The following is a 13,750-nucleotide window of genomic DNA, read 5'->3' as shown; positions in this document are numbered from 1 at the left end:
CATGTTGAACACCCTTCTTCCCATCCTGCTGTTCGCAGCCATCGGCCTGGCTGTCCTGGGCGCGTTGCGGCGGGTGGCCATGTGGCGCCGGGGCCGTGCGTCCAAGGTCGACCTGATCGGCGGCCTGCTGGCCATGCCCAAGCGCTACATGGTCGACCTGCACCATGTGGTGGCGCGGGACAAATACATCGCCAACACCCACGTGGCCACGGCCGGTGGCGCGGTGGCGTCCATCGTGCTGGCGATTCTGGTGCACGGTTTCGGCCTGCATAACCGCATCCTCGGCTACGCCTTGCTGCTGATGTCGGCGGTGATGTTCGTCGGCGCGATCTTCGTCTACCTGCGCCGCCGCAACCCGCCGGCGCGCCTGTCGAAAGGCCCGTGGATGCGCCTGCCGAAAAGCCTGCTGGCGTTCTCGGCGTCGTTCTTCCTGGTGACCCTGCCGGTGGCCGGGATCCTCCCGGAAAACTTCGGTGGCTGGGTACTGGCGGTGATCCTCGGCATCGGCGTGCTGTGGGGCGTGTCCGAGCTGTTTTTCGGCATGACCTGGGGCGGCCCGATGAAGCACGCCTTCGCCGGTGCCCTGCACCTGGCCTGGCACCGCCGCGCCGAGCGCTTTGGCGGCGGCCGTTCCACCGGCCTCAAGCCGCTGGACCTGGAAGACCCGAACGCGCCGCTGGGCGTGGAAAAACCCAAGGATTTCACCTGGAACCAACTGCTGGGCTTCGACGCCTGCGTGCAGTGCGGTAAATGCGAAGCCGCGTGCCCGGCCTTTGCCGCCGGCCAGCCGCTGAACCCGAAAAAGCTGATCCAGGACATGGTGGTTGGCCTGGCGGGCGGTACCGATGCCAAGTTCGCTGGCAGCCCGTATCCGGGTAAACCGATTGGCGAACACAGCGGCAATCCGCACCAGCCGATCGTCAACGGCCTGGTGGACGCCGAGACCCTGTGGTCCTGCACCACTTGCCGCGCTTGCGTCGAGGAATGCCCGATGATGATCGAGCACGTCGATGCCATCGTCGACATGCGTCGTCACCTGACCCTGGAGAAGGGCGCCACCCCGAACAAGGGCGCCGAAGTCCTGGAAAACCTGATCGCCACCGACAACCCGGGCGGTTTTGCCCCGGGCGGGCGGATGAACTGGGCGGCGGACCTCAACCTGGCGCTGCTGGGCGAGAAGAAGACCACCGACGTGCTGTTCTGGGTTGGCGACGGTGCGTTCGACATGCGCAACCAGCGCACCCTGCGCGCCTTCGTCAAAGTGCTGAAAGCGGCCAAGGTCGACTTCGCGGTACTCGGCCTGGAAGAGCGCGACAGCGGCGACGTGGCCCGGCGCCTGGGCGACGAGGCGACCTTCCAGCTGCTGGCCAAGCGCAATATCCAGACCCTGGCCAAGTACAGCTTCAAGCGCATCGTCACCTGCGACCCCCACAGTTTCCATGTGCTGAAAAACGAATACGGCGCCCTCGGTGGCGACTACGTGGTGCAGCACCACAGCACCTACATGGCCGAGCTGATTACCGCTGGTGCCCTGAATCTGGGCCAGCACAAAGGCAACAGCGTGACCTATCACGACCCGTGCTACCTGGGCCGCTACAACGGCGAGTACGAGGCGCCGCGGGAAGTGCTGCGGGCGCTGGGGATCGAGGTCAAGGAAATGCAACGTTCCGGTTTCCGCTCGCGCTGCTGCGGCGGTGGCGGCGGCGCGCCGATCACCGACATCCCGGGCAAGCAGCGGATCCCCGACATGCGCATGGACGACATCCGCGAAACCGGCGCCGAGCTGGTGGCCGTGGGTTGTCCACAATGCACCGCGATGCTCGAAGGCGTGGTCGAACCACGACCGCTGATCAAGGACATTGCCGAACTGGTGGCCGACGCCTTGCTGGAAGACGCCGCGCCCGGCAAGCCGGCGACCCCGGCCAAACGTGAACCTGCGGAGGCCCACTGATGAGCGACATTATCCGCCGCGACCCGCGGGCCGAATGGATCGCCCGTAACCGCCTGCACCCGCTGCACGCGGCCATGCAGCCGGCGCAGCACAGCTGGATGGGGCCCAACGGCATCATCCGCAAGAACCCCCACGGGGTCGGTTTCATCGGCCCCAACGGCATCAAGCGCATCGACCGCAGCGGCGCCCAGCAGGGCGGGGCGGTCAAGCGCAGTGCTGCGGTCGAAGTCCAGCTGCCGTTGCATCAGGTGGCGCAGCCGGCGTTCTACATCAGCGTGGTGCCGGACATGGTCGGCGGCCGCCTGAGCAGCCACGACCGCGACCTGCTGGGCCTGGCCCATCAGTTGGCCGGCAAGGACGGCGCGGTGCTGGCGGTGGTGTTCGGCGAGCACAAGGAAAACGCCTTCGCCACGGCCGGCGTCGACCGCCTGCTGGTGCTGGAAGGCAACGAATTCAGCGGTTATGCACCGGAACAACGGGTCCAGGGCCTGCGGGCTGTGGATAACCAGTTCAGCCCGCGCCACTGGCTGCTGCCCGACAGCCGCACCGGTGGCGGCGAACTGGGCCGACGCTTTGCCGCGGCCCTGGGCGAACGCCCGGCCACGCGGGTCTGGCAGGTCAAGGACGAGCAGTGCATCGGCCGCGCCGGTGCCGGCTTGCAGGACCTGGCCCGGCCGCTGGCACGCTTGATCCTGGCCGCCGCCGAATGCGCGGAACCGGTCAGCGAAACCCGCCACGAAGCCCTGCCGGTGGAGTTATCCACAACGGTGGCGCGCAGCCTGGCGCGGATCGAAGACCTGGGCGCGGTGGCGGTGGACCCGGCGGCGATTCCCATGGCCGAGGCCGAATTCATTTTCTCCGGCGGCAACGGGGTCAAGGACTGGGAGCTTTTCCACAGGACCGCCGCGGCCCTGGGCGCCACCGAAGGCGCGTCGCGGGTGGCGGTGGACGACGGTTTCATGGCCCGCGACCGTCAGGTCGGCGCCTCGGGCACCTGGGTTACCGCCCGGGTGTACGTGGCGGTGGGGATTTCCGGGGCGATCCAGCACCTGCAGGGCATCGGTGCCTGCGACAAGGTGGTGGCGATCAACCTCGATCCGGGCTGCGACATGATCAAACGCGCCGACCTGTCGGTGATTGGCGAAAGCGCCGAGCTTCTTCAAGCCTTGATCGCGGCGGTAGAGGCCTACCGCAACGGCGCCAAGCGCGATGCGGCTTAAGGGAAGGATAGGGTTATGAGTACTAATGTGATCAGCCTGGTGTCCATCGGCGCCCACCCGACTTCCGGCCGGCCACGGCGTGCCGAGCAGGATGCGCGGGCGGTCGAGCTGGGGCTGCAACTGGCCGGGGACAGGCTGCAGGTGCTGCATGCCGGCGATATCGCCGAACCGGCCCTGCGCGCGTACCTGGGCATGGGCCTGGAACAGATGCACGTGCTGGAGCAGTCGGCCGGTGCCGATGCGCTGCCGGCGCTGACCGATTATCTGCGCGATGCCGGGGCGCAAGTGGTGCTCACCGGCAGCCAGGCGGAAACCGGCGAAGGTTCGGGCATGCTGCCGTTCCTGCTGGCGGAAAACCTCGGCTGGCCGCTGGTGGTGGGCCTGGCCCAGGTGGAATCCATCGACAGTGGCGTGGCCCTGGTGCTGCAAGCCCTGCCGCGTGGCCAGCGCCGTCGGCTGAAGGTGCGCCTGCCGTTCCTCGCCACTGTGGATAACGCCGCGCCCAAGCCACGGCAGAGTGCCTACGGCCCGGCCCGACGCGGGGTGCTGCAGGCGCGGCAGGTGGAAGTGCTCGACGATGAGTTGTTCACCAGCGCCACCCTGCAACCGGCCAAACCCCGGCCCAAGCGCCTGAAAGTGATCAAGGCCAAGAGCGGCGCCGACCGCATGAAAGCCGCGACTGCCAAGGCCAGCGGCGGTGGTGGCCAGGTGCTCAAGGGCGTCAGCGCCGAAGCCGGGGCCGAGGCCATCCTCAAGCTGTTGATCGAAGAAGGCGTGGTCCGTTAGGGCCAGGCCTGTCGCTCCACCGTTATCGCGAGCAAGCTTCGCTCCTATAGGGGCGCGGCTTGCTTGTGACTGATTCCCCTCCTGCATCCACGGTTACCCACAATCCCTGTGCGCGCCTCTGTGGATAAGATGTTCGTCCCTCTCTGCAAGCCTCGCCAATCAAGCGCTGCAGCGCGTTGTACGAAAAATGATCAAGCTAAGTCGAGGTTTTTCCGAAGGTTTTTCTGTGGATAAGGAATTCCCTCGCTCCTCTGCTGCTGCCGACTTGCCCCCAAAGTCTGTTGGCCTCTTTGTGGATAAGATGTTCGCTGTCCGCTGAGAGCCATATAAACAGCGGTCTGCAAGGGGTTGGTCAAAAAATAGGCAAATCCGGGGTTTTGCCTTGCCGGCGTACTGAAGCCTCGATATTTCGCGCTATTCGGCGGTTTTCCACAGCCCGATGCCTTTCACTGCGAAGTTGCCCCCAAAGTCTGTTGGCGCTTCTGTGGATAAGGTGTTCGCCTTCGTCTATGGCCCTTTAAATACGTGGCTTACAGGCTGATGATCAAAAAACGATCAAAGCTGTATGGAAAAGGCCTTTCTGGATAAGTCACGGATTTTCTTCAGGTTCTGACAATGAATCAGCTGGCTGAAAGCCGAGTTGCCCACATTTGCTGTGGGTGGAGATGTGGATAACTTGTTCGCGGAAGGCTGGGGGCCTTGTCGGCCATGGCCGGGAAGGGGGTAGATCAGATTTTGTACAGCGACTTCGTCCTGGTAGGAGCGAAGCTTGCTCGCGATGAACGATAACCCGGTGTGGCAGATGCACCGTGTCGCGGTCATCGCGAGCAAGGACTCGGGGTCAGCCGTGAACCGGCACGCCCTTGAGGTACGGAGCCGGTTCGGCGCCGAGGTTGCTCAGCATGCGCTCGCTGTACCAGTCCACGAAGTTGACCACGCCGAACTCGTAGGTCTTGGAGTACGGGCCTGGCTGGTAGGCCGTGGAGTTGATGCCACGCTGGTTCTCTTCGGCCAGGCGACGGTCCTGGTCGTTGGTGGCGTCCCACACCTGGCGCATACGCTCGACGTCGTAGTCCACGCCTTCGACCGCGTCCTTGTGCACCAGCCACTTGGTGGTGACCATGGTTTCCTGGGCGCTGATCGGCCACACGGTGAACACGATGATGTGGTCGCCCATGCAGTGGTTCCACGAGTGCGGCAGGTGCAGGATGCGCATCGAGCCCAGGTCCGGGTTCTTGATCCGGCCCATCAGCTTGGCGCAGCCCTGCTTGCCGTCCATGGTCATGGACACGGTGCCCTTGAGCAGCGGCATGCGCACGATGCGGTTACGCAGGCCGAAGCTGGCGTGGGCGTAAGGGATCTTCTCGGCTTCCCAGGCGGTGGCGCAGGCGCTCACGTGGTCCTTGAACGCCTGGTCGGCGCGCGGGTCGGTGACGTCGTCCCACTCCAGCAGGGTTTTCAGCAACTCCGGGTGCGAACCGCCGCAGTGGTAGCACTCGCGGTTGTTCTCCAGCACCAGCTTCCAGTTGGCCTTTTCCATCAAGGTGGTTTGCACCGCCACCTTGGTGTTCTCCATGTCGTAGGGTTCCATGTAGTGCGTCAGGGTCGCCAGGAAGTCATCGATGGCCGGCGGGTTTTCCGCGAGGCTGATGAAGATGTAGCCACCGGCGGTCTTCACGTTCACCGGCTTGAGGCCGTACTGCTTCATGTCGAAGTCGGCGCCCATCTCGGTGCCGGCGAACAGCAGGCGGCCGTCCAGCTCGTAGGTCCACTGGTGGTAGTGGCAGACCAGCTTGGCGACCTTGCCCTTATCGCTGGTGCACAGGCGCGAACCGCGGTGGCGGCAGACGTTGTGGAAGGCATGGACTACGCCGTCGGCGCCACGGATCACGATGATCGGGTTCTTGCCGACCTGCAGGGTCATGTAGTTGCCCTTGGTCGGAATCTCGCAGGTCATGCCGGCGATCAGCCATTCCTTCTGGAAGATCTCCTGCATGTCGATATCGAACAGGCGCTCGTCGCAATAGAACGGCTGCGGCAGGGAAAAGGTCCGCTCGCGTTCTTGGAGCATTTGTGCGGTGGCCTTGCGTGCGGGTTCCAGCGGATCGCCCAGGCTCAGGGTTGCGGTGACGTCCATCGTTTTGGTCCTCATGGCCATCTGTGTGGCCGGCGAAAGTGACTACGGTTGCTACGCAAGGCTGAAAGAAAATCAGCGGTTATCAGTTGAGGCGAGTGTGGGGCCGGCGCGGTCCAGAACCTTATCCATGGGCGACATGGCCCAATCTGTTCCCGACGCGCAAGCCCCGGTGGTTGGGGGCTGGTCGCGATAAGTATGTGAATGTCGCAGATAGGTAAATGGGTGTTTATGGGCCTGCGCACAATCGCCACATAAAGGCCGGCAGTCGGCCGTGGAGATCAGCATGTCCAACAACTTCCTGAACCCGGTAACCACCCAGACCTGGGCCAATGGCCGACACATCGTCCGTTGCGTCAAAGTCATCCAGGAAACCTGGGACGTGCGCACCTTCTGTTTCATGGCCGACCAGCCGATCATGTTCTTCTTCAAGCCGGGGCAGTTCGTCACCCTGGAGCTGGAGATCGAAGGCCAGCCGATCATGCGTTCCTACACCATTTCCAGCTCGCCCTCGGTGCCCTACAGCTTCTCGGTGACCATCAAGCGCGTCCCTGGCGGCAAGGTGTCCAACTGGCTGCACGACACCCTGCACGAAGGCCAGGAGCTGGCGGTGCACGGGCCGGTGGGGCTGTTCAACGCCATCGACTTCCCGAGCCCGAAAGTCCTCTACCTCAGCGGCGGCGTCGGCATCACCCCGGTGATGTCCATGGCGCGCTGGTTCTACGACACCAACGGCAATGTCGACATGGTGTTTATCCACAGCGCGCGCTCGCCGAAGGACATCATTTATCACCGCGAGCTGGAGCACATGGCGTCGCGGATCGACAACTTCAGCCTGCACCTGATCTGCGAGAAACATGGCCTGGGCGAGCCCTGGGCCGGTTATCGCGGCTACCTGAACCACAAGATGCTGGAGCTGATGGCGCCGGACTTCCTCGAGCGCGAGGTGTTCTGCTGCGGCCCGACCCCTTACATGAACGCGGTCAAGCGCCTGCTCGAGGCCAGTGGCTTCGACATGTCGCGCTACCACGAGGAATCCTTCGGCGCGACGCCACCGGAAGCCCGTGCCGACGCCGTGGAACAGGCCGAACAGGCCGCCGAGGCGCCGGAAATCGACGTCGCCGACCTGCACCAGGTGGAGTTCACCGCTTCCGGCAAGAGCATCCGCGTGGCGCCGGGCGAGACTGTCCATGCCGCCGCGGCCAAGCTTGGCCTGATGATCCCCAAGGCCTGCGGCATGGGCATCTGCGGCACCTGCAAGGTGCTCAAGCTGGGCGGTGAAGTGGAGATGGACCACAACGGTGGCATCACCGAGGAAGACGAAGCCGAAGGCTACATCCTGTCCTGCTGCAGCGTGCCGAAGGGGGATGTGCGGGTCGAGTATTGATCGAGGGTTTGCGATCCCGGGCCTGGCCTGGGGTCGACCGTGAAATAACACCCGTGCCGCAATGGCTACTTGAGCGAATTGCAGAAAATCGTGACGCAGGTAACCGAACTTCTGGCGTGAACGACAACGGTGGCCCGCACCGATAAAGCCGGCCCGGCTTATGTAAGCCTGCGCAGAGGCGTCTGTGCCGGAGTGCCGTCTCTAGTTCTCCTGGCAGTGAGTCTTGAGGAATAAGTGGCCGCTTCGGGCATCTTTGTTTTAAAGGCAGGTGGGCGAGTGAAGAGTATGTAAGACGGTGAAGAGACGCTGGCGTTATAGGATGGGCCCCTGAAATTTCAGGAGGGCAATATAAAGCTTCCCAATCGATGAGTGTGCAATGTTTGGGAGGTAAAACATCGAGCCGCTATCTAAAGCCGCCCGATGTTTATAACGCAAAGGATTAAGGGAAGATGCCAACATCCCCAGCGTCTATGCACTGGCCGCTAGGGAAGCAAATGCACTTAGGCTCGCCGTATTCACAGGGGTTTTTCCCCGCGTATGCCATGCTGTTGATCGATAGGAGTGATAAAGCCAAGATCAGGTATTTCATTATTGCCTCTCTTTGAGTAGTGGTTAATAGGGTTCAGGAGAAGGAACTGAAGTCTGGCGCAGGGGGAGGGACCCTATCCATAGGACGAGTACTAAGTTCGTGCTGTTGTTAGCTATGTAGTTAATGATTCGAATCGGAGGGTGTCTCCAGACAGGCTGGCGAAGTACTGACTCAAGTTGCTGAAATTGGAGCGAATGGAACACTTGAGTTGAGTGCCGAGTATTGATCAGGCGTATTCGCCTTTGGGCAGGCTTGGGATCGGACGGATGTTCATGGCAAGCCCCCGTTTCTGCGGGGCAGGTGAAACCTCCACAAACACCTCTTTCACGGTCTGTCAGGCAAAGGTGTCGGACGGTTCGCGACGGCTGCGCCGGAATGCCATTCATCCCGGCTATCCGACCGATACCCGCTCAATCGATAAACAGATCCGTCATCAGCGCTTCGCTGCTGTCGGGATCGAAGCGGTAATGGGCGAAATCGCTCACCCCCTGTTCGCGCAGTATTTCCTCGTCGATCAGCAAGCGCCCGGTGATGCGGCGCTGGCTGCTGGAGAGGATCGCATGAGCCGCGTCGGCCATGATCGCAGGCGTGCGCGCATGCTTGAACGACTCGCGTGAACCCAGCTGGAACTCGATGGCGGCGGTGGCGATCATGGTCTGCGGCCACAGCGAGTTGACGCTGATGCCGTAGTTCTTGAATTCCTCGCTCATGCCCAGGGTCAGCATGCTCATGCCGTATTTGGTCACGGTGTAGGGGCTGTACTGGGCGAACCATTTGCTCGCCAGGTTCAGCGGCGGCGACAGGTTGAGAATGTGGCCGCCGCTGCTTTTCAGGTAGGGCAGGGCCGCCTGGCTGCACAGCAGCACGGCGCGGGTGTTGATCTGGTGCATCAGGTCGAAGCGCTTGAGCTCGATGTGTTGCACCCCGGTCAGCTTGATTGCCCCCGCATTGTTGACCAGCGCATCGATGCCGCCGAACTGCTCGGCGGCCTTGGCCAGGGCCTGGCGCACCACCTCTTCGTCACGCACGTCCACTTGCAGGGCCAGGGCCTTGCCCCCCAGCGCCTCGACCTCGCGGGCCACGCTGAAGATGGTGCCGGGCAGCTTGGGATGAGGGTCGGCGCTTTTCGCCGCGATCACGATATTGGCCCCGTCCCGCGCCGCCCGCAGGGCGATCTCGCGGCCGATGCCACGACTGGCGCCGGTGATGAACAGGGTCTTGCCTTGTAAGGACATGGAGACGCTCCTGATTATTGTCGTTATCCGAGCGGGTACAGCGGCTCGCCAGTCAATCTAGTTCATGTCTGGCGCGTGTGCGGGGCGGGGGCGAAAAGGCGCTGGGCCGCGGGCCTTGCCCGCGGCAGGGGGAGGACTCAGTACAGCGCCGGACGGCGATCCAGGTGCACGTGGTTATGGGCGCTGATGTGTTTGTGCCGGGCGTCCGCCAGGGGCAGCTCCGCCAGCAGCAGTTGCTGCTGGGGATGACGGGCGCTGCCGGCCAGCGGATAACCGTCGGCGTCGACGATCAGCGAGCCGCCGACCCAGGCCACGCCACGCTCGTCGCCGCAGCGGTCGCAGGCGGCGATGAACATGCGGTTGACCGCGGCGTTGGCCTGGACCCGGACCATTTCCGCCGGGCGCTCGCCCAGGGGGCGCGGCCCGTCCGGCCAGTTGACCGGGGCACAGAGCAGGGCGGCGCCGGCCAGCGCGGGCAGGCGCACCCATTCCGGGAACTCCAGGTCGTAGCAGATCAGCATCGCGATCGCGCCAAAACGGGTCTCGACCACCGGTGGCGGCTGGTCGCCGACCGTGAATACCAGCTTCTCCCGGTCCCACAGATGGGCCTTGCGATACACCGTCACCCGCCCTTCGGGCTCGACCAGCGCGGCGCTGTTGGCCACTTGCCCGGCATTCAGGCGCTCGCAGAAGCCGCCGACGATCACCACCTGCAGTTCCGCAGCCAGGGCCTTCCACAGGGTCAATGTCGGCCCGTCGAGGGGCTCGGACAGCGCCAGCGCCTCTTGCCGGTCGGCGAACACATAGCCGCTTTGCACCAGTTCCGGCAGCACCACCACCTGGGCGCCCTCGGCGGCGGCCTCGCGAATGGCCCGTTGGCCCAGGTCACGGTTGTAGTCGAGCTCGCCCACCCGCGGGGCGAGCTGTAGGCAGGCGACTTTCAGGGTATGCGGTCCAGTCATTGGCCGACTCCTTCCAGTTGGCGTTCGCTGGCCTGGATCGCCAGGCGCTCGACATCCAGGTCCAGGCCACGGGTCAGCGCCCAGTAAGCCACGCCGGCCACGGCCAGGCCGATGACAAAGGCAATGTCCGCGCCCTCCAGCGCCCGGGAAACCGGGCCCTGGTAGAAGCTCAGGGACATGAACGGAATCATTGCGATCAGGCCGAGGAAATAGGCGACCAGCCCAGGCATGGCCCAGCGGCCATAAATGCCGGCCGGGTTGAAAATGTCGCTGATGGCGTAGTGACCTTTGCGCACCACGTAGAAGTCCGCCAGGTTGACCGCGGTCCAGGGCACCAGGAAATACAGCATCAGCAGCACGAAGGTGTTGAAGCTCGCCAGGTAGCTGTCGGGGATGTTCATGGCGATCAGGAAAATCACCACCGCCACCAGGGCAATGCCCACCACCCGGCTCTTGAGGTTCGGCTGGATCTGCAGGAAACCGTCGATGGCACTGATGCCGGTGAGCATCGCGCCGTAGCAGTTGACCGCCATGATGCCGACCAGGGCGGGCACGGCGATCAGCACGGTGAAGGTGCCGAAGCCCGGGATCATCTGGTTGCCGACTTCGCGGACGCTGCCGATGGCGTCCGGGGACGGCAGGGCGGACGCCAGGAAGGCGCCCAGGGACATCAGCCACAGCGCCGAACCCGCGGCGCCCAGGTAGGTCCAGAAAATCACCTGGCGCGACGAGGTCTTGTGCGGCAGGTAGCGCGAGTAATCCGAGACATACACCGAGTAGCTGATCTGGTAGCCGGCGGCCGCCGACAGCTGGATCAGGAAGGCCGACCAGGAAAAATGCGCGTCGGCCACGGCGGCATCGGCCTGCAGGGTCATCAGCGCGCTGACGGTCAGTACGCTGAACACGCTGATCATGATGTAGGTCAGCCAGCGCTGCACGGCGTGCAGCAGGTCATGGCCGACCACGGCGATGATCACCGCGAGGATGATCATCAGGCTGTACCAGGGCGCCCGCGCGCCGGGTACCACAGTGTTGATCGCATCGGTGGCGAGGATCACGTTGAACACATTGAAGCCGATGTAGACGAAGACCACGGCGGTGAACGGCACGATGGCGCCGCGCAGGCCGAATTGCGCCCGCGACTGGATCATCTGCGGCAGGCCCATGCGGGGTCCCTGGTTGGCGTGGAAGGCCATGCAGAAGGTGCCCAGGCAGACGCCGAGGACGATGGCCAGGATCGAGTAGTGCAGGCTCAGGCCGAGGGCGGCGCCGGTGAAGCCGGTGACCATGGTGGTCAGGACAAAGTTACCGGTGAACCAGAACGGTCCCTGGTGCCAGACCTTGCCGTGGCGCTCGTGGCGCGGCACGTAGTCGATGGAACGGGTTTCGATCTTGAGGCTGGGTGACGGGGCTTTTTCCGTTGCCGCGGGCAGGCTGGTCATGGGGTATTGCCTTGTTTTTATAAATTGACCCCGGAGTCTCGGATATACGCCTGTGATGTTGAATCAGTGGCGGGAAATAATCAGTTCAGGAATCTGTGAACTGATGTCACGCAGCGCCGGCCCGCCGCTCCTGGTCGCGACAGGAAGCAGCGGGCCGGCGAAGGCGCTTAGCCGGCCATGACCTGGCGAATGTCCGCGGCCAGTTCGCGGACCCGCGCTTCTTCGGTGTCCCACGAGCACATGAAGCGCGCGCCGCCTTTACCGATGAAGGTGTAGAAGCGCCAGCCCCGGGTGGTCAGTGCAGCGATGGCCGGTTCCGAGAGTTGCAGGAACACGCCGTTGGCCTGCACCGGGAACATCAGCTCCACCCCAGGAATGTCCGCCACCAGCTCGGCCAGCAACTGCGCGCAATGGTTGGCGTGGCGGGCGTATTTGAGCCAGGCGTCGTTTTCCAGCAGGCCGACCCAGGGCGCCGACAGAAAACGCATCTTCGAGGCCAACTGGCCGGCCTGTTTGCAGCGGTAGTCGAAGTCTTCGGCCAGCTTGTGGTTGAAGAACAGGATCGCCTCGCCCACCGCCATGCCGTTTTTCGTGCCGCCGAAGCACAGCACGTCGACCCCGGCTTTCCAGGTCAGGTCGGCGGGCGAGCAGCCGAGGAAGGCGCAGGCGTTGGAGAAGCGCGCGCCGTCCATGTGCAGGTTCAGCCCCAGTTCCTTGCAGGTGGCGCTGATGGCGCGGATTTCTTCCGGGGTGTAGACGCTGCCGACTTCGGTGGCCTGGGTCAGGGTCACCACCCGTGGCTTGGGATAGTGGATGTCCTGGCGCTTGAGGGCGATGTCGCGGATCGAGTCCGGGGTCAGCTTGCCGTTCTCGGTGCCGGCGATCAGCAGCTTGGAGCCGTTGGAGAAGAATTCCGGGGCGCCGCATTCGTCGGTTTCGACGTGGGCGGTTTCCGAGCAGATGACGCTGTGGTAACTCTGGCACAGCGACGACAGGGCCAGGGAGTTGGCGGCGGTGCCGTTGAAAGCGAAGAACACCTCGCAGTCGGTCTCGAACAGTTTGCGGAAATAATCGGCGGCGCGTGCGGTCCACTGGTCGTCGCCGTAGGCGCGTTCGTGGCCGCGATTGGCCTGTTCCATGGCCGCCCAGGCCTCGGGGCAAATGCCGGAATAGTTGTCGCTGGCGAATTGTTGGCTCTTGTCGGTCATGGCCGTCTTCCGTGCTAAGGGTCCGAAAGGGGAGTCCTTCGATAAAGGGCTCCGGATAAGGCGCTCCTGGGTAAGGAGCCCTTGGGTAAAGCGTTTGCAACGAGGTCTGGGCCAGCAGGACAGCGCAGGCCTCGCAGAGATCGGTGGAGCGCCACTTTACCCAAGATTGACGGGGGAGCACACGCTCTGTTTATGGGTGAAAAATGCACAGGCCATGAGGATATATGCCAGACCCGATGCTGACCCCGCTGGCCGCCCGGCGCGATGGCGCCCTGGACCTGCTCAAGTGGCTGGCGCTGCTTTGCATGGTGCTCGATCACCTGCGCTACGTCGGCTGGAACCTCGATCTGCTGTATGTGCCCGGGCGCCTGGCGTTTCCCTGGTTCTGCCTGGCGCTGGCGGCCAATGTGGCGCGGGCCGGCGCGGTGGAGCGCGAGGGTGCGGGGCAATGGCGTTACCTGGGCTGGCTGCTGCTGTTCAGCCTGCTCAGCGAAGTGCCGTACCGGCTGTACATTCCCGACCCCGACACCCTGAATGTGCTGCCGACCCTGGCCCTGGGCCTGCTGGTGGCCCGTGCCTGGCAGCGCCGCGGTGGCCTGGCGCTGTGGCTGGGGATCGTCGCGGCCTTGCTGGGCGGGCTGTTCGACCGCTACCTGATGTTCGGCCTGTTTGGCGTATTGCTGCCGCTGGCGCTGTTAATAGTGCTGCAGCGCCGCTGGTACTGGGCGCTGCTGCCGGGGTTGCTGTGCCTGGCGGCCAATCAGTGGGAAAGCCTGCTGCCGGCGGCGCGCCAGGGCAACCAGGTGGCGGCCTGGGCCTTGGTCACCTGCGTATTG

The 13,750-nt window shown here is 64.0% G+C and carries 10 protein-coding genes; 5 read left to right on the top strand and 5 right to left on the bottom strand.

The features are described 5' to 3' along the window. Position 1: 1 nt before the first annotated feature. The 3 genes from dgcB to DK261_RS32525 are packed head-to-tail and all read left to right on the top strand — an operon-like array spanning position 2 to position 3,957. Positions 2-1,951: a dimethylglycine demethylation protein DgcB gene (gene dgcB / locus DK261_RS32535; RefSeq protein WP_016704210.1), complete on the top strand. Its 1,950-nt coding sequence runs from the start codon at positions 2-4 to the stop codon at positions 1,949-1,951. After that, positions 1,951-3,171: an electron transfer flavoprotein subunit alpha/FixB family protein gene (locus tag DK261_RS32530; RefSeq protein ID WP_009051234.1), complete on the top strand. Its 1,221-nt coding sequence runs from the start codon at positions 1,951-1,953 to the stop codon at positions 3,169-3,171. The genes dgcB and DK261_RS32530 overlap by 1 nt, the downstream gene beginning before the upstream one ends. 15 nt (positions 3,172-3,186) lie before the next feature. Then, positions 3,187-3,957 carry an electron transfer flavoprotein subunit beta gene (locus tag DK261_RS32525; protein ID WP_009051233.1) on the top strand — a complete coding sequence of 257 codons (771 nt, stop codon included), beginning with the start codon at positions 3,187-3,189 and terminating at the stop codon, positions 3,955-3,957. An 841-nt stretch (positions 3,958-4,798) separates the two neighbouring features. Here the strand turns inward: DK261_RS32525 and gbcA are convergent. Beyond that, on the bottom strand, positions 4,799-6,094 hold the full coding sequence (gene gbcA / locus DK261_RS32520; RefSeq protein ID WP_009051232.1) for a glycine-betaine demethylase subunit GbcA: 1,296 nt from the start codon (positions 6,092-6,094) through the stop codon (positions 4,799-4,801). 283 nt (positions 6,095-6,377) lie between these two features. On the opposite strand from gbcA, the gene gbcB reads away from it, so the two are divergent. Then, complete coding sequence (gene gbcB / locus DK261_RS32510; protein WP_009051230.1) at positions 6,378-7,478, top strand: glycine-betaine demethylase subunit GbcB; 1,101 nt, start codon at positions 6,378-6,380, stop codon at positions 7,476-7,478. 999 nt (positions 7,479-8,477) lie between these two features. On the opposite strand, the gene DK261_RS32505 is transcribed toward gbcB, so the two are convergent. From DK261_RS32505 to DK261_RS32490, 4 genes are all read right to left on the bottom strand, one after another. Continuing rightward, complete coding sequence (locus DK261_RS32505) at positions 8,478-9,302, bottom strand: NAD(P)-dependent oxidoreductase (RefSeq protein ID WP_028684188.1); 825 nt, start codon at positions 9,300-9,302, stop codon at positions 8,478-8,480. A 137-nt stretch (positions 9,303-9,439) separates the two neighbouring features. Next, positions 9,440-10,264: a nitrilase-related carbon-nitrogen hydrolase gene (locus DK261_RS32500; protein ID WP_110177487.1), complete on the bottom strand. Its 825-nt coding sequence runs from the start codon at positions 10,262-10,264 to the stop codon at positions 9,440-9,442. Beyond that, the gene (locus tag DK261_RS32495; protein ID WP_110177485.1) at positions 10,261-11,706 is read right to left on the bottom strand and encodes a cytosine permease; all 1,446 of its coding nucleotides are present in this window, start codon (positions 11,704-11,706) and stop codon (positions 10,261-10,263) included. The genes DK261_RS32500 and DK261_RS32495 overlap by 4 nt, the downstream gene beginning before the upstream one ends. Positions 11,707-11,873: 167 nt before the next feature. Beyond that, positions 11,874-12,914 carry a low specificity L-threonine aldolase gene (locus DK261_RS32490; protein WP_110177483.1) on the bottom strand — a complete coding sequence of 347 codons (1,041 nt, stop codon included), beginning with the start codon at positions 12,912-12,914 and terminating at the stop codon, positions 11,874-11,876. Between the two features lie 224 nt (positions 12,915-13,138). Here DK261_RS32490 and DK261_RS32485 point away from each other — a divergent pair. Continuing rightward, positions 13,139-13,750: TraX family protein (locus tag DK261_RS32485; protein WP_110177545.1), on the top strand; the 612-nt coding region annotated here is incomplete at its 3' end.

It is taken from the genome of Pseudomonas sp. RW409, from assembly GCF_003184125.1.
Lineage (GTDB): Bacteria > Pseudomonadota > Gammaproteobacteria > Pseudomonadales > Pseudomonadaceae > Aquipseudomonas > Aquipseudomonas chlororaphis_I.
Note: the sequence above shows the minus strand (reverse complement) of the source record. Positions and strands in the feature narration are given on the sequence as shown.

Bases quoted from the DNA above. Each gene is read 5' to 3' on its own strand.
- dgcB (WP_016704210.1), top strand. From the start codon at position 2: ATGTTGAACACCCTTCTTCCCATCCTGCTGTTCGCAGCCATCGGCCTG.
- DK261_RS32530 (WP_009051234.1), top strand. From the start codon at position 1,951: ATGAGCGACATTATCCGCCGCGACCCGCGGGCCGAATGGATCGCCCGT.
- DK261_RS32525 (WP_009051233.1), top strand. From the start codon at position 3,187: ATGAGTACTAATGTGATCAGCCTGGTGTCCATCGGCGCCCACCCGACT.
- gbcA (WP_009051232.1), bottom strand. From the start codon at position 6,094: ATGGACGTCACCGCAACCCTGAGCCTGGGCGATCCGCTGGAACCCGCA.
- gbcB (WP_009051230.1), top strand. From the start codon at position 6,378: ATGTCCAACAACTTCCTGAACCCGGTAACCACCCAGACCTGGGCCAAT.
- DK261_RS32505 (WP_028684188.1), bottom strand. From the start codon at position 9,302: ATGTCCTTACAAGGCAAGACCCTGTTCATCACCGGCGCCAGTCGTGGC.
- DK261_RS32500 (WP_110177487.1), bottom strand. From the start codon at position 10,264: ATGACTGGACCGCATACCCTGAAAGTCGCCTGCCTACAGCTCGCCCCG.
- DK261_RS32495 (WP_110177485.1), bottom strand. From the start codon at position 11,706: ATGACCAGCCTGCCCGCGGCAACGGAAAAAGCCCCGTCACCCAGCCTC.
- DK261_RS32490 (WP_110177483.1), bottom strand. From the start codon at position 12,914: ATGACCGACAAGAGCCAACAATTCGCCAGCGACAACTATTCCGGCATT.